At 40.9% G+C, this 16,220-nt stretch carries 15 protein-coding genes and 1 other RNA gene; 11 read left to right on the top strand and 5 right to left on the bottom strand.

Annotated features, from left to right (window positions below; translation table 11 throughout):
- Together GUA46_RS16365 and ppk1 are read left to right on the top strand one after the other, a co-directional pair.
- On the top strand, positions 1–489 hold the full coding sequence (locus GUA46_RS16365; protein ID WP_108245028.1) for a SixA phosphatase family protein: 489 nt from the start codon (positions 1–3) through the stop codon (positions 487–489).
- Positions 490–2,565 (top strand): polyphosphate kinase 1, encoded by a 2,076-nt coding sequence (gene ppk1, locus GUA46_RS16360; RefSeq protein WP_176621376.1) that lies wholly within the window; start codon positions 490–492, stop codon positions 2,563–2,565. It abuts the gene before it with no gap.
- A 17-nt stretch (positions 2,566–2,582) separates the two neighbouring features.
- Here ppk1 and GUA46_RS16355 read toward each other — a convergent pair whose 3' ends face one another.
- Entirely contained in the window at positions 2,583–3,164 is a 582-nt protein-coding gene (locus GUA46_RS16355; protein WP_108245030.1) for a MiaE family protein, read from the bottom strand.
- A 53-nt stretch (positions 3,165–3,217) separates the two neighbouring features.
- The gene (locus tag GUA46_RS16350; protein WP_229418544.1) at positions 3,218–5,047 is read right to left on the bottom strand and encodes a DNA polymerase III subunit gamma/tau; all 1,830 of its coding nucleotides are present in this window, start codon (positions 5,045–5,047) and stop codon (positions 3,218–3,220) included.
- A 66-nt stretch (positions 5,048–5,113) separates the two neighbouring features.
- On the opposite strand from GUA46_RS16350, the gene rnpB reads away from it, so the two are divergent.
- Positions 5,114–5,416: RNase P RNA component class A (gene rnpB, locus GUA46_RS16345), an RNA gene on the top strand.
- On the opposite strand, the gene GUA46_RS16340 is transcribed toward rnpB, so the two are convergent.
- The 3 genes from GUA46_RS16340 to GUA46_RS16330 are packed head-to-tail and all read right to left on the bottom strand — an operon-like array spanning position 5,412 to position 7,504.
- Complete coding sequence (locus GUA46_RS16340; protein ID WP_176621375.1) at positions 5,412–5,951, bottom strand: RsmD family RNA methyltransferase; 540 nt, start codon at positions 5,949–5,951, stop codon at positions 5,412–5,414. The genes rnpB and GUA46_RS16340 overlap by 5 nt on opposite strands.
- The gene (locus GUA46_RS16335; RefSeq protein WP_229418543.1) at positions 5,952–6,710 is read right to left on the bottom strand and encodes a DUF3822 family protein; all 759 of its coding nucleotides are present in this window, start codon (positions 6,708–6,710) and stop codon (positions 5,952–5,954) included.
- Positions 6,711–6,766: 56 nt separating this feature from the next.
- The gene (locus GUA46_RS16330) at positions 6,767–7,504 is read right to left on the bottom strand and encodes a hypothetical protein (protein WP_108245033.1); all 738 of its coding nucleotides are present in this window, start codon (positions 7,502–7,504) and stop codon (positions 6,767–6,769) included.
- Between the two features lie 107 nt (positions 7,505–7,611).
- Between GUA46_RS16330 and GUA46_RS16325 the strand changes: the two genes are divergently transcribed.
- The 8 genes from GUA46_RS16325 to GUA46_RS16290 all read left to right on the top strand — a co-directional run bounded on the left by GUA46_RS16325 (position 7,612) and on the right by GUA46_RS16290 (position 16,141).
- Positions 7,612–9,045 carry an ATP-dependent DNA helicase gene (locus GUA46_RS16325; protein ID WP_176621374.1) on the top strand — a complete coding sequence of 478 codons (1,434 nt, stop codon included), beginning with the start codon at positions 7,612–7,614 and terminating at the stop codon, positions 9,043–9,045.
- Between the two features lie 24 nt (positions 9,046–9,069).
- A complete protein-coding gene (locus GUA46_RS16320) occupies positions 9,070–9,642 on the top strand; it encodes a DUF4126 domain-containing protein (RefSeq protein WP_218109583.1) in 573 nt (190 codons plus the stop codon).
- A 40-nt stretch (positions 9,643–9,682) separates the two neighbouring features.
- Positions 9,683–10,396: a 3-deoxy-manno-octulosonate cytidylyltransferase gene (kdsB, locus tag GUA46_RS16315; RefSeq protein WP_176621442.1), complete on the top strand. Its 714-nt coding sequence runs from the start codon at positions 9,683–9,685 to the stop codon at positions 10,394–10,396.
- Entirely contained in the window at positions 10,387–11,091 is a 705-nt protein-coding gene (locus GUA46_RS16310; RefSeq protein ID WP_176621373.1) for an HAD family hydrolase, read from the top strand. Before kdsB ends, GUA46_RS16310 begins: the two co-directional genes overlap by 10 nt.
- Positions 11,091–12,221: an iron-containing alcohol dehydrogenase family protein gene (locus GUA46_RS16305; protein ID WP_176621372.1), complete on the top strand. Its 1,131-nt coding sequence runs from the start codon at positions 11,091–11,093 to the stop codon at positions 12,219–12,221. The genes GUA46_RS16310 and GUA46_RS16305 overlap by 1 nt, the downstream gene beginning before the upstream one ends.
- A 31-nt stretch (positions 12,222–12,252) precedes the next feature.
- A complete protein-coding gene (locus GUA46_RS16300; RefSeq protein ID WP_176621371.1) occupies positions 12,253–12,798 on the top strand; it encodes a 1-acyl-sn-glycerol-3-phosphate acyltransferase in 546 nt (181 codons plus the stop codon).
- Positions 12,799–12,871: 73 nt separating this feature from the next.
- Positions 12,872–14,827: an autotransporter outer membrane beta-barrel domain-containing protein gene (locus tag GUA46_RS16295; RefSeq protein WP_176621370.1), complete on the top strand. Its 1,956-nt coding sequence runs from the start codon at positions 12,872–12,874 to the stop codon at positions 14,825–14,827.
- A gap of 333 nt (positions 14,828–15,160) precedes the next feature.
- Positions 15,161–16,141: an amidohydrolase family protein gene (locus GUA46_RS16290; protein WP_229418542.1), complete on the top strand. Its 981-nt coding sequence runs from the start codon at positions 15,161–15,163 to the stop codon at positions 16,139–16,141.
- Positions 16,142–16,220 lie beyond the last annotated feature (79 nt).

Below are 16,220 nucleotides of genomic sequence, written 5' to 3'. Positions count from 1 at the left end.
ATGAAACAAATTATATTGATGAGGCACGGAAAGTCCTCCTGGGATTACGATGTCTCCGATAAGGACCGTCCTTTGAAGGAAAGAGGCATTAATGACGCCCACATGGTAGCCAAGACCTTTGGATTACATGCACCTTCGATTGATTTTATATATTCGAGTCCCGCCAACAGGGCCTTGCACACCAGCATGATTTTTGTTAGAAACTTGGAGTTTGATCTATCAAAATTCAACGTCACAAACAAGCTTTACGATTTTTCGGGTAACAGCGTAGAGCAGTTTGTGAAAAAGCTTGACAATAGTTTGGCCACCGTTGCTATATTCGGACACAATTATGCCTTTACCTCACTTGCAAATACTTGGGGAGATCAGTATATTGAGAACGTTCCCACTGCAGGACTTGTCCATATTACATTTGGTGTGGACGATTGGTCAAAAATATCAAAAGGGACCACTAAACAAATGGTCTTTCCAAAACACTTGAAGAAATAAATGATTAAAACAAAGAACGAGTATATAAATAGGGAAATCAGTTGGTTACATTTTAATGCTAGGGTGTTGCAAGAGAGCAAGGACCCTCGGGTCCCACTGATTGACCGACTTCGCTTTTTAGGGATTTTCAGTAATAACCTGGACGAGTTTTTCAAAGTAAGGTACGCAACGGTAAAGCGAATCGTGGACGCCGGAAAAACAGGTAAAAGCGTTTTGGGTGGTGAAAGAGCAAAAGATCTTTTAGAGGAAATCACCAAAATTGTAATCAACCAGCAGACACGTAGCCTTGAGATTTTTAAACAGATAGATAAGGAATTACGGGAAAAAAATATTTTTATCATTAGGGAAACCGAGGTAAATGAAAGTCAGGCCGAGTTTATTCGGGACTACTTTTTCAAAAAGGTGAACCAGGAATTGATGACCATCATACTGAACGACCTTACGGAGTTTCCTCTTCTAAAGGACACAGCAGCCTATTTGGCCGTTAAAGTGGTGATGAAAAACGGAACTGCGAGAAAAAAGCACAACCGATATGCGTTGATCGAGATTCCTAAGGGAATCGACCGTTTTGTTGTATTGCCCAAAGAAGGGGATAAGGACTATGTGATCATGTTGGATGATTTGATTCGTTTTTGTTTAGACAGTGTGTTTACCATGTTCGATTTTGAATCCATTTCCGCCCACATGATCAAAATAACAAGGGATGCTGAGTTGGATATCGATAACGATTTGAGCAAGAGTTTTATCGAGAAAATCTCTTCCAGTGTAGAGCACAGAAAAATAAGTGATCCCGTACGTTTTGTCTACGATAAAAGCATTGATAAGGACACGTTGCAGTTCCTAAAGGAAAAAATGGATATCATGGGCACGGATAGTGTGATTCCCGGCGGCCGTTACCATAACAGAAGAGATTACATGGGTTTCCCTAGCTTGGGGAGACATGACCTAATGTATGATAAAATTGAGCCACTTCCAGTGAAAGGACTCAGCATGAAAGGTAGTTTGTTGGATATGATTGCCCACAAAGATTATATGATCTATGCGCCTTATCATACGTTTAGTTATGTGACCAAGTTTTTACGTGAAGCTGCTTTGGACCCAAAAGTTCGTAGAATACAGATTACAATTTATCGATTGGCAAGCGACAGCCAGATTGCGTCCGCTTTGGTAAATGCCGTAAAGAATGGTAAGCAGGTTACCGTACAGATTGAGTTGCAAGCTCGCTTTGATGAACAGAACAACATTGAGTATGCCAATTACCTGCAAGATGAAGGCGTAAACCTAATTTTTGGCGTGCCCGGTCTCAAAGTGCATAGTAAAATTTGTTTGGTGGAACGGGAAGAAGATGAAGGTATCAAGCGTTATGGATTTATCAGTACCGGTAACTTTAACGAGTCAACGGCGAAAATCTATACCGACTATACCTTGTTTACCGCACATCAAGGCATTCTTAAGGACATGAGCAAGGTGTTTGGATTTTTTGAGACCAACTATAAAATCAACAAGTATAAGCATCTGATTGTTTCCCCGCATTATACAAAGTCGACCTTTACCAAGTTGATCGATAAAGAAATCGCATTGGCGAAGGCCGGGAAAGAGGCTTATATCAAAATAAAGATGAACAGCCTTACCTCCTACAAAATGGTGGATAAGTTGTATGAGGCCAGTAGGGCAGGAGTAAAAATAAAAATGATTGTACGGGGTATTTGCTGTTTGATTCCCGGAGTTGAGGGCATGAGCGAAAATATTGAGGCCATTAGTATAGTAGATAAGTTTCTGGAACACCCAAGACTGTTCATTTTTGGTAATGATGGTGACCCAAAAATCTATATTTCATCAGCGGATTGGATGACGCGTAATCTCGATTTTAGGGTAGAGGTAGGCTGTCCCATTTACGACCCAGATATTAGGCAAGAACTGCTAGATACGTTTGAGATATCGTGGAAAGATAATTCCAAAGCAAGGATATTTTCCGAAAAGCAAGACAACGCTTATAGGAAAAGGTTGAAAGTACAACCTGAATTACGATCTCAATTTGAAATGTATGATTATTATAAGAAGAAATTGGAAAATTAGATGGACTATGACTCGGCTTAACCGTGCATGGTTTCCTTTTTGCCAAGATCCCTCATAAGTTGGGCCTCATATTCCAAAAGGTCATCCCACTTTTTGTCCACTTCGGTCTTATTTCCGTATTTCCGTGCAAATTTTAGGAACATGGTATAGTGGTTGGCTTCACTTACCATTAGGTTTCGGTAAAACTCGGACAGTTCTTCATCGTCTATTTCTTCGGAAAGCAACCTAAAGCGTTCGCAGCTTCGGGCCTCAATCAAGGCGGCATATAAAAGTTTGTGCACCAAGTGTGTGTCCCGGCTTCCACCTTTAGGGAAAAACTTCATCAACTGTATTACATATTCATCCTTGCGTTCGCGGCCCAAGACCCATCCACGCTTCAAAATTTTATCATGGACCATGTTAAAGTGACCCATTTCTTCACGGGCCAGGGCAGTCATTTCTTTGACCAACTCTGATTTTTCAGGAAAACCGATTATCAATGAAATAGCAGTGCTGGCAGCCTTCTGCTCGCAATAGGCATGATCGGTCAAAATTTCCTGAATATTCTTTTCTACAATGTTTACCCATCTTGGGTCCGTTGGAAGCTTTAGGCCTAGCATGAATATGTTTTTTTGATATTATGGGAGCAAAGATAACGGGAAAGTACGGTTTGTTAAAAATCTAGGTCGAACTCCTTGCGCAAGAGTTCGATATTTGGGTTCTTTTCTTTCAATTTCTCATACTTCTCCTCTGGAGTAAAGGCAAACTTTTTGGCAACCTCCTCATTTACGGTTATGTAAAGTGAAATGGAATAGTTGTTCAGTTTTTGTTTAAGGTAGTCCAGCATTAGACTTTGTTCCCGTTCAATCTCTTTTTTCATGGTGCCGTTCGGCAACTCAATCCAAATTACATGGTCATTTTTAAGCTTTGGAACATCTGTTTGAAGGTTACTGGCCAATATTTTCCTTCCCTGTCTTTCCAGTTCATGTACAAAATCATCCCAATGTTGCTGCATTTCTTTTTCTTCAAAAGCATCTTTGGGAAGGTCTTTTTCGTCGATATTCGGGGACTTGGTATTCTCATGCGCCCTTTTCACCTTGATACTGGACAACGATAGCCCTGAAACCCTTTTTTCGGATCCCTTGATTTGTATTTTTTTAGGTTGATAAGGTTCCTTAGGTTCACTGACCAGTTCTTTTTCCATTTCTTCTTGAGGAATTGAAATCTCTTCAGTTGGCGTTGGTTTCGTTGCCAAGGGTATTGTTCCCTTCTTTTCCTCAATCGGAGATATAGTTTGCACGGTTTCTACAGCCTTGTTCTCTGGGGTTTTGGTTCCGTTCGTATTGATGGTTTTTCCTTTAAAAAAGGATGCCGGTATTATGAAACTAGAGTTTTTTTTTTCTCCATCATAAGTGATGGACGCTAATTTCATAAGGGAGAGCTCAACGAGCAGTCGTTGGTTTTTACTGCTTTTGTATTGCAGGTCACAATCATTGGCCATGTCAATAGCTTTCAACAAGAACTGTTTCGAAGTCTTTTTGGCCTGCTCTTGATAGTGTTTTGCCACATCTTCCCCTACCTCTAGCAAGTTTAAGGTATCGGGATGCTGGCATACCATCAAATCCCTGAAATGCGTGGCAAGTCCAGTGATAAAGTGATGGCCATCAAAACCAAGTGATAAGGTTTTGTTGAACAGGATCAAAAGTTCGGGAATGTTGTTCTCAAGAATCAAATCGGTTGCCGAGAAATAAATGTCGTAATCAAGAACGTTGAGGTTTTCCGTTACGGCCTTTCTGGTCAATTCTTTTCCCGAGAAGCTCACTACGCGATCAAAAATGGACAGGGCATCCCGCATAGCGCCATCCGCCTTTTGGGCTATAATGTGCAATGCACTTTCCTCGGCCTGTATGCCTTGCTGTTCGGCTATGTACTTTAGGTATTCCGAGGCATCCTTTACCGTTATTCTCTTAAAGTCGAATATTTGACATCTGGAGAGTATGGTCGGAATAATTTTATGCTTTTCAGTGGTCGCCAAAATAAAAATGGCGTGTTTTGGCGGCTCTTCCAGGGTCTTCAAAAAAGCATTGAAGGCTGATTGAGAGAGCATATGAACCTCGTCGATGATGTAAACCTTATACTTTCCTGTTTGTGGAGGAATACGTACTTGGTCAATCAAACTACGGATATCATCAACAGAGTTATTGGAAGCTGCATCAAGTTCAAAAATATTGAAGGCAAAATCCTCATCTTCCCGTTCCGTACCATCTTGATTTATCTTTTTGGCCAAAATACGTGCGCAGGTAGTTTTCCCGACACCTCGTGGTCCGCAGAATAATAAAGCCTGTGCGAGATGATTGTTCTCGATGGCGTTCAGCAACGTATTGGTAATGGAGGATTGTCCCACGACATCCTTAAATGTTTGGGGCCTATATTTTCTTGCTGATACAATAAAGGGTTCCAATACGCTGAAAAAATAGATTTCATACAAATATAAAAATAGCATTGGCCAAAGTTGAACCCAATATGGGAGTTACCACTTTTTTTATTAACAATTGGATTACCTTTGCGCTCAGCAGGCCACCTTATCGCTGCAAGTTTGGGTAACAAAACTTGAAGAGGAAAGTCCGGACACCATAGTGCGGCATAGCGGGTAACGCCCGTCCGCCGAAAGGCGAGGACAAGTGCAACAGAAAGCAAGTACAGTTCGGCTGTAGTGAAATCAGGTAAACTCTATGCGGTGAAACGTCATGTAAACCAATGTTCGAGGGCTGCACGCTCGAGTTGGAGGGTAGGCGGTTAGAACACTTGGGCAACCATTTGTCTAGATAAATGATAAGGGTATACAGAATCCGGCTTATGGCCTGCTTTTATTCTATTTCAAAAAAACTGAATATACTTCCGCCGTATTTGCGTTGTTCCGAAAATTGATGATGCTCGGAAAGATTGGTTTGGTCCGAATGCTCAATAATAAGTACGCCATCTTCCAATAAAAGCTCTTTATCAAAAACCAAGTCGGCAATTTTTAAAAACTGCTCTGTGCTAAAATCGTAAGGTGGGTCGGCAAAAATTAGGTCAAACTTTTGGGATGAGCCCTCCAAAAATTTAAATACATCCGATTTAACGGGGTCAATGGAAAATTCAAGTTCCTGCGCTGTCTTGGAAATGTATCGGATACATCCGGGAAAGCCATCAACGGCGGTAATGTTTTCGGCTCCACGTGATGCAAATTCATAGCTTATGTTGCCGGTACCGGAAAACAGGTCCAACACTTTTAGTTCGTCAAAATAGAAGCGGTTGTTCAAAATGTTGAACAGGGCTTCTTTGGCCATATCGGTAGTGGGGCGCACGGGCAACTTTTTAGGCGCCGTTAGTCTTTTGCCTTTATATTTTCCTGAAATGATTCGCATTTAAAGTGCGCTTAATATGGAAAAGTCAATGCTTTCGTTTTCCAACTGTTCTAAGGTGAAGGAGGGGTTGCTTGGAATAAAGACGGAAATATTCTTAACATACTGGTAGCACAGCTCATAAATTGGGTCGTCCTCTTCAATGGCGCCGAACAATTTTAACTGTATTTTTTCAAGATCCATGTCCAATTGTTCTAAACTGAACAATAGATAGTAAAGAAAGTCTTCCTTGTTCTTAAATTCAAACTGATTGTAAAAGAGCAATTTTTTTTCGGATACCACTACCATCTCCATCTCCCTTTCTGATACCTGAACATAGCACATAGGTTCCAGTGTAGTTCGGTTTTGGTTCAATAAAGTGTTTATGAGAACAGTGCCGCTATGCTTGAACTCAAACTCACCAAATAGCTCAAAAATGTAGTTGTTGATATTGGTATAGGGAATATAAACATTTACGATATCCTGATTAGGGATTTCATCGTAAGCTATAAGGTCATTAGCCATAATTTTGGCGTTGAACTTAAGATAGTTTGGTAACTCTTCTTTGTTAAAAAGTGGCTTTGGAACTAAACCAAACATATTGTTCTTGTGGATGACCAGCACCTCGGAAAAGTCTTTTCCGATTTGATTTTGATTGCCCAGCTTTTCCTTTAGCTCTTTGAGCATCAGATATGGAGTGAGCTGTGTTTTAAAACTTACCCTCTCAAAAGCAACGATTTTGTTGGTAATGGTGTCCACTACACAAAAAGAAAGTCCATTCAAGCCAGCTTGAATGGACAGTTTTCTATACGTGCTATTTTGTACGTTCTGTGCTATAGCTAGTTTTTCTTTTTTCTATCGTAGATAGGTGGCCAGTTACCGTTGGTGCTAACATCGGTCAATGAACCAACTTTTATTTCAGTACCGTTTACCTCTTCAACACTTTGATAAGACTTTTCTTTTTCAAGAAGGTCTTGTGGCTGGTCATATAGCACAACCTCTTTCTTAACTTTAGCTTCGAAAACAGGTGCTTTATATCCGCTCTTGTCGATGATATCGGCCTTCATTTCAAACTTCTCGTTGTTTTGGGCGAAAGGCACATTCATCATGGTTTTGTAACGATCATCTGCACCAAAAAGTGAATCTTTAACCTTTACAGTACCTAACGTATCGATGATGATTGTATCCTGTTGCATATCAATCTGATAGGCTCTGTCATATCTCATGAAAGAGGAATCACGCTGAGTTGTAATGGTGTAGCTTCCAGTATCAATAAATTGAATCAGGCTTTCAAAATTACCAGCGTATTTCCCGTTAACGGTCTTATAAGCTTCTTGTGAATCCCTGATGTCCTTAAGTTTATTGATGACCTGGGTAAATCTTTCATTTCTTACCTTGTTGAACTCTATGGGGGCGTTGATCGAATCATAGATTTTGTATCCAAGGTAAATGCTCAGAATTCCAAATAGAATTACTAAAACCGGCTTTACTTTTTGAGGTAAAAATCTATCGATCAAGAAAACTAGCCCTACGGTCACAAGGCATATTAAAACAACAATAAGAATTAAATTTAACATATCTGATACTGTCTTTCAAAGTTAATTTAGTGGTTACAGACAAATCTACAATATTTTTTTTATTGCGAAACTTTTTGCTTTAAAAAAGACCACTATATTTAGCGCTCATGAAGGATTTTAACGCACCTGGATTTTTAAAGATTTTAACCGAAAAATTTCCCCATACACCTACCTTAAAACAGGGAGAAGCACTTAATAGACTGGCTAACTTTGTTTTAGAAGGGAAAAAGGACGATGTGTTCCTGTTAAAGGGGTTTGCTGGAACTGGAAAAACTACCTTGGTGGCCACTTTGGTGAGCAGTCTCTGGAAAGTAAAAATGAGTTCTGTTTTAATGGCACCCACGGGTAGGGCAGCCAAAGTTATGTCAGTTTATTCCGGTAACAAGGCATTTACCATCCACAAAAAGATCTATTTTCCAAAGAAACAATCCGGTGGGGGCATACAGTTTGTTTTGGCCCCTAACAAACATCGCAACACTGTTTTTATCGTGGACGAAGCCTCCATGATCCCGGATACACCTGCCGATTCCAAGTTATTTGAAAACGGTTCCTTGTTGGACGATTTAATGTTTTATGTGCACTCTGGCCATAACTGTAAATTGATATTGATCGGGGATACCGCACAGTTGCCTCCCGTAAAGCTGGAATTGAGCCCTGCTTTGGATGAAGGAAGACTGTCCTTAAATTATGATAAAGAGGTGGAATGTTTGGAATTGGACGAGGTAATGCGACAATCGGACGATTCTGGAATACTGCATAACGCTACCAATCTCCGCGAACAGTTACAGTCCGAATTCTTTGAGGATTTTAAATTTGAGCTCCATCATTATAAGGATATTGTCCGTTTGATTGATGGGAACGAAATACAGGAAGCCATTGATTCCTCATACAGTCAAAACGGAAAGGAGCAGACGGCCATTATCGTTCGCTCCAATAAAAGGGCCAATCTCTACAATCAAAATATAAGGGAGCGCATTCTGTTCTTGGATAATGAAATTTCGGTGGGCGATTTTATGATGGTAGTGAAGAACAATTATTTCTGGCTAAAACCCAATTCAGAAGCCGGCTTTATTGCCAATGGTGATATTATAGAGGTGCTGGAGCTTTTTGCCATTAAAGAATTATACGGTTTCAAATTTGCGGAGGTAAAGGTAAAAATGGTGGATTATCCCAACCAGAAACCTTTTGAAACCGTTCTTCTCTTGGATACCATATCGGCGGAGACCCCTTCACTTTCTTATGATGATGGAAACAGATTATACCAAGAGGTGATGAAAGATTATGCCCACGAGAAATCCAAATACAGAAAGTTCTTGGGCGTAAAAAACAATAAGTTCTTTAATGCACTCCAAGTAAAATTTTCCTATGCCATTACATGTCATAAATCCCAAGGGGGACAGTGGAACACCGTTTTTGTGGAACAGCCGTATTTGCCCAATGGTGTTGATAAAGATTATCTGAGATGGTTGTATACTGCCGTGACAAGGGCGGAGCGGCAACTCTATCTGATAGGTTTTAAGGATGATTTTTTTCTTGACTAGGAAAAACCTATTTTAGACTACAACATGAATATTGAACCAGATACTATAATAAGTTTGTTCCTCGGAATCGGATTGGCGGCCTCCGTAGGTTTTCGGGTTTTTCTTCCTCTTTTTGCGCTTAGTTTTGCGGCATACATGGGGGTCTGGGAATTGAACGATAGCTGGCAATGGATAGGAAGTCTTACCGCACTCATAACGTTGGGGGTGGCAACAATTGTTGAGATTTTCGCCTATTTTATCCCATGGGTGGACAATGTTTTGGACAGTATTGCCATACCCTTGGCGGGAATTGCAGGTACCGCAGTGGTGGTATCCACAGCGGCCAATTTAGATCCAGTGGTAACCTGGTCATTGGCTATAATTGCAGGAGGGGGGACCGCAACGGCAATTAAAGGCGCCAATGCAACCGGTAGATTGGCATCTACGGGAACCACCGGAGGTCTTGCCAATCCACTGGTATCGACCGTGGAAACCGGTGCGGCCGTAGCGGTGAGCACGGCATCCATATTGGTGCCGCCCATTGCGGCAATTCTGGTCATCATCATATTGGTGGTCATCTTCAGGATATATAGAAAAATAAGACCTAAGTCAAAATAGAAATCATTCAACCAAAAAGAATAAAGTGAATATAATTTCCATGATTCCCGCTCGCTACCAAGCCTCACGGTTCCCTGCCAAACTAATGCAGGACCTTGGCGGGAAACCCGTAATCGTAAGAACCTACGAAGCGGCTGTAAAAACCGGACTTTTTAATGAGGTCTATGTGGTTACCGATAGCCCAGTAATTGCCGATGTAATTGAGGGCATTGGCGGCAAGGTGATCATGAGCAAAAAAACACACGAAAGCGGAAGCGATAGAATTGCCGAAGCTGTCGAAGATATGGATGTGGATGTGGTGATCAATGTTCAGGGAGATGAGCCTTTTATCGATTCCGAAAGTTTGGAAAAAATAATCAAGGTCTTTAAGAACGATACGGAGAAAGAAATTGACCTAGGCTCCTTAATGACCCCGATTACCGATTGGGGAGAAATAGCCAATCCCAATACCGTAAAAGTAATTGTCGACAATCAGGATTTTGCCCTTTATTTTTCAAGGTCACCGATTCCTTACCCCAGAGACGAGAAAGTAGATGTAACATATTACAAGCACAAGGGAGTATATGTGTTTAGAAAGCGGGCATTGATGGATTTTCAAAAATTGCCCATGCTGCCCTTGGAGGCAAAGGAGAAAATTGAAGCCATCCGATTTTTGGAATATGGCAAAAAAATAAAAATGGTCGAAACCCATGTCACCGGTATCGAAATCGATACGCCGGAAGACCTAGAACGTGCAAGAAAAGTATGGAAGTAGATTTTTCCAACATAAAAACCATTGGCTTTGATGCGGACGATACCCTTTGGATAAACGAAACTTATTTTAGGGATACCGAGGAAAAGTTTGCTGAGCTATTGGAAGGTTACGAGACCAAGAACAAAATAGACCAAGAGCTTTTTAAAATGGAAATGGCCAATTTGGACATTTATGGGTATGGCATAAAAGGATTTATGCTTTCCATGATAGAATCTGCCTTGGACCTATCCAATAATAAAGTATCCCAAGAAACTATCGCACAAATATTGGAACTGGGCAAGGATATGATCTCACATCCCGTAGAGTTACTCGATGGTGTGGAGGAAGTACTTTCGAAGTTGATGGGCAAGTATAGATTGATCGTGCTCACCAAGGGTGACCTTTTGGACCAAGAAAGGAAATTGGAAAAATCGGGATTGTCCCAATATTTTCATCATGTGGAAGTATTGAGCGATAAAAAAGAAAGCAATTACAAGAATTTGCTGGAACATTTAAATATAGATGTCAGCGAATTTTTGATGATAGGAAATTCCTTAAAGTCGGATGTATTGCCTATCTTGAATATTGGTGCGCAAGCGGTACATGTACCGTTTCATACCACATGGGCCCACGAGATGGTGTCGGAAGATGAAATGCAGAACAATCACCTTAAATTGAACGGCCTAAAAGATATTTTGAAGTATTTGGACAACTAATGAAGACAGACAATAATTTGAAGAAACAAGAAGTAGCAGCCTCAACGCATAAAACCGCTTACAAGAACTTTCCCATGGTACCAAGGGTAATATTTGGGTCGGGATGTTTTTCTCAGTTGGGAGATATTTTATTGCCCCAACGTAAAAGTTCTGAGGCACCCTTTATCTTTTTGGTGGACGATTTCTTTGAAAATGAAGAGTTCATGGCAAAAGTTCCTCTCATGTTCAATGATGAAATTATATTTATTTCTGCAGATGAGGAGCCTAAAACGGCCCAAGTGGATGCCTTAGTGGCCCAAATAAGGGAAAAGTATGCCGAACTTCCCTCCGGAATTATCGGAATAGGAGGGGGCACCTTGCTCGATTTGGCGAAGGCTGTTTCCATATTATTGAACAACAAAGGGTTGGCCAAGGACTATCAGGGATGGGATTTGGTGCACAAGCCAGCACTTTATCATGTTGGTGTGCCCACCATCAGCGGAACTGGTGCCGAAGTATCCCGGACCACAGTACTGCTCGGTCCGGAAAAGAAGTTGGGTATCAACTCAGACTTTACTCCTTTTGACCAAGTTCTTTTGGACCCGGATTTCAGCAAAACTGTTCCTAAAGAGCAATGGTTCTACACGGGAATGGATTGTTTTATTCATTGTGTGGAATCGCTAACGGGTACATATTTGAATGCGTTCAGTCAGAGTTATGGCGAAAAATCCATGGAACTGTGCAAGGAAGTATTTCTTGAGGATATCCCTGACGAGGAGTCTCGTGATAAATTGATGATGGCTTCTTGGCATGGGGGTATGAGCATTGCCTATTCCCAAGTTGGGGTGGCACATGCGATGAGCTATGGCCTTTCTTATCTATTGGGAGTCAAGCACGGTATTGGGAACTGCTTGGTGTTCCAACATTTGGAAGAGTTTTATCCTGAAGGAGTTTCACTCTTTAATAAAATGCTGAAAAAGAATGATATTGTTTTGCCAAAAGGCATCTGTGCCGACCTTACCCAAAACGATTTTGACGTTATGGTGAGTATTTCCTTGGGATTGGAGCCGCTTTGGGAGAATGCCTTGGGCAAGGATTGGAAAAGTATCATGACACCTGAACGTCTTCAAGCATTATACCAGAAAATATAAGATGTGTTCTTTATAGAACAGACACAACATAATGCAATCGCTGTCCAAATTTCTCTACTACAAAATAATGGGATGGAAGCTCAAGGGGGACTTTCCTGATTTGGACAAATGTGTATTGATTGTGGTTCCCCATACGCACTGGCTCGACTTTTTTTTAGGACTTTTAATTCGAAAAGTCCTCAACGAGGAAATCAATTATATTGGAAAGAAGAGTCTTTTCAAACCTCCATTTGGTTGGTTTTTTAGATGGACAGGTGGTGCTCCCGTGGATCGTTTCAAGACGTCCAACACCGTGGACAATATTGTTCAGATTTTCAATTCCAGAAAAATATTCCGCTTGGCTTTGGCCCCGGAAGGTACCCGAAAAAAAGTGGAACAGCTTCGTACAGGATTTTATCATATTGCCCAAAAAGCCAACGTGCCCATTGTGATGGTCGCTTTTGATTTTGATAAAAAGGAAATCAAGATAGCAGAGCCTTTTTATGCTATAGGTAGTATAGAAGACGACTTTAAGAAAATCAATAAATTTTACAGCGGGGTAAAAGGAAGAATACCCGAATATAGTTTTAAAGCATAGTTTTTTCAGTAAAACCAAACCCTCCCACACATGTTTCCGTAAGTATGGCAAAGTACTAATCAAAAATTGTCATATGAAACACGCATTAACAACCTCAATTTTTAAAGTGGGATTACTCTCCATGCTTATGGTTATGGTATCCTGTAATGAAGACGACAACTCTATGATGCCCGATGATATGGGTGGCAACGATGATGATGATGAAATGGTGGAAGGCAGACGTGCAGAGCTGTACGTGACAAACAACGACAATGGAGATATCACTAAATTTGATATCACCAATGACACTCAACTTACTATTGGAACTTCGTCCACGGCTGCCGAAGGTATTTATTACGATGCATCCGAGGATTTGGTAATACAGGCATTAAGATCGAGCAATTGGCTGGAATCTTTTGATGTAACCGACCTTTTGGACGTAGACCTAAGCTTGGATATTTCCTTCAACGGTGATGCGGATTTGGAAAGCCCCCGTGAATTGGCCGTCTACGGTGATTATTATGTGGTTGCGGATAACGGTTCCAATAAGTTTTTTGTATATCAAAAAACAGGAACAATGTTTTCCTTACAAACTACAGTGGATGTTCCGTTTCCAGTTTGGGGAATAACCTTTAAAGGAGGCGACTTGTACGCCGTGGTTGATATTTCCAGTGATTTGGCCGTTTATTACAACTTTTTGGACAAAGCTATGGACGGTACTATGTACCCGGACAAACGAGTTACTATCGAGGGAATAGTTAGAACCCACGGACTAACGTATAGTGGTTCCGATGATGTAATGGTCATGACGGATATTGGCGATGCCGCTAATACCGATGATGATGGAGGTTTTCACATCATCAATGATTTTTCTCTAAAGTTTGATGCCCTTTCCGATGGTGATGTGCTTACTACCGATAATCAAATCAGGGTAGCTGGGGCGTCGACTTTAATGGGCAATCCCATTGATGTGGCCTATGACTCGGAAACTGATATTGTCTATGTTTCGGATATCGGAACCAGCAAAGTACTTGGTTTTTCATCCATAGGTAGCGGCGGTAATATTGCGCCAACGTTCAATGTGGATTTGACCGCGGCCTCCTCCATTTATTTTTCCAGTGACGAGACCGATGGCGATATGGGCGATTCCAGTGAAATGGGGATGACCCAACTTTACACAACAAGTACGGCCAATGGCAATGTAGTTGTATACGACCTGATGAATGGCACCTCAAAAACAATAATCACAGGTTCGGCTACTTCCGAAGGAATATACTACTCTGGCTTAAACGATTACCTGATTCAAGCCTCAAGATCTAATCTTGCCTTGGAATATTACGGAGGCTTTGGATTTAGTAGTGACGGTGTAACGTTGGATATTGATTTTTCCAGTTCAACTGATTTAATGAGTCCAAGGGAAATAGCCGTCTACGGAAACAAAGTAGTGGTTTCCGATAACATGAACCATACATTTTATGTGTATGCCCACAATGGTTCCTCATTTACTTTGATGAATACTTTTGATATTGATTTTGATGTCTGGGGAATCACCTTTATGGGGGACGATCTTTTGGCCGTGGTGGATAATTCCAGTGACTTGGCGATATTCGCTGACTTTTTTGCAAATACCGAAGATTCCATGTTGTCAGCCTCAAAAAGAGTGACCATTGAAGGTATAGTAAGAACCCACGGTATTACGTATAGCGTTTCTGATGATGTATTGGTGATGACGGATATAGGGGATGCTGCAAATACAACAGACGATGGAGGCATCCATACTATGGTAAACTTTAGTGGGCTAATAAGTAATACGGAGAATGGAGGAACTATTGCGCTCTCCAGTCAAAAGCGAATTGCAGGATCTTACACAGAGTTGGGCAACCCAATCGATGTAGCCTACGATGCCAAAACAAAGACCGTTTACATATCCGAAATAGGAAATGGAAAAGTCCTTGGTTTTGAGAACAGCTTGGAATCGGAAGGTAATGTATATCCATCATGGAGTATGGATTTAGCAGGGTCTTCCTCTATGTATTTGTATAACAACTAAAAACTATTAAAATATTAAGCTAGGGAAAGTGAATTAGATGTTATGGGGGTCCACATTTTGTGGACCCTTTTTTTTATTTCAAAAAAAAAATTAAAAAACCAAACCACCCCTAAACTTTCTTCGTAAGTATAGGAAATTACGTACAAAAAGAGTGGTTTGATAAATTAAGATAAAGTTTTAGGTTGGGTTATTTTGGTGACTGAGGGGTCTGCATTCTTGTAGGCCCCTTGGCTTTTTTAAAAGTTAGCTGAGTATTTATAATTTATGCAAAAGCGTTAAATTGAAATATTATTAATTAACAAACAACATATGAAACCTTCAACCAAACTATTAATGGAGAAACTTCTTTTTTCTTGCTTTTTATCTTTTTGTTTTGCTTTTATTTCAACTGCCCAAGAATCCAAAAAAAGATTGTCAATAATCGATGTGCATGTGCATGCCATGGGAGGGAACCCGAATGGCTCTCCCATGTGTCCATGGTTTTTAAAGGATATGCCAGGGGGCGACCCAAATCAAGACCCACCCGTTTTTATGGACACTGATTGCATCAATCCATTGCAACCCGCCAGAAGTGACGCCGAAATGGACGCTGCAATTCTTAGGGCCAATGAGGAGTTAAACATTACAATGGTGGTAAGTGGAGATGCTAAAGTGATTCATAGATGGCATAAGGCCGCTCCTGATAAAATCATTCCATCGTTGGCTATCAGTAATGCTGACCAAATGACGGTGGAGGCATTTCGTGATTCGTTGTCCACAGGATTTTACAAAGTTATGGGGGAGGTGGCCCCTCAATATCAAGGAATGTCCCCTAGCGATATGTCCTTGGATGAGTACTTCGGCGTAGCTGAAGAATTAGGGATTCCTGTTGGAATCCACATGGGAACGGGGGGCAACGGTACCATTAATATTACCAGACCGGCATATAGAGCCTCATTGGGACAACCATTTTTATTGGAAGATATGTTGGCCAGACACCCAAAGTTGAAAATTTGGGTAATGCATGCGGGATATCCCATGGCCGACCAAATGATTGCACTGATGGGCGCCAATGCCTATGTGTATGTAGATTTGGCCGGATTTATCTGGTCATATCCCTTAGAAGAGATTCATGATTACCTAAAACGATTGGTGCAGGCCGGTTTTGGAAAACGGATTTTATATGGAACCGATTTTATGATGTGGCCAGAACTATTTGAAACTTCTATTCAGGTTATTGAGAGCGCCAATTATCTGTCCGAAGAGCAAAAACGGGATATCTTCTTCAATAATGCTGTACGTTTTTTCAATTTGGATGCATCTAAATTTGAATAGGGCCTATTGGGAAGAATAAAAAGGGCTTGCCGTTCGGCAAGCCCTTTTTTATGTTATGTTCTTTAAATTTTCCTTAGAT

Origin of the sequence: Flagellimonas chongwuensis (assembly GCF_013376415.1) — a bacterium.
In the GTDB taxonomy this organism is placed as follows: Bacteria; Bacteroidota; Bacteroidia; order Flavobacteriales; family Flavobacteriaceae; genus Flagellimonas; species Flagellimonas chongwuensis.
This window is presented reverse-complemented; position numbering and strand designations above follow the sequence as displayed.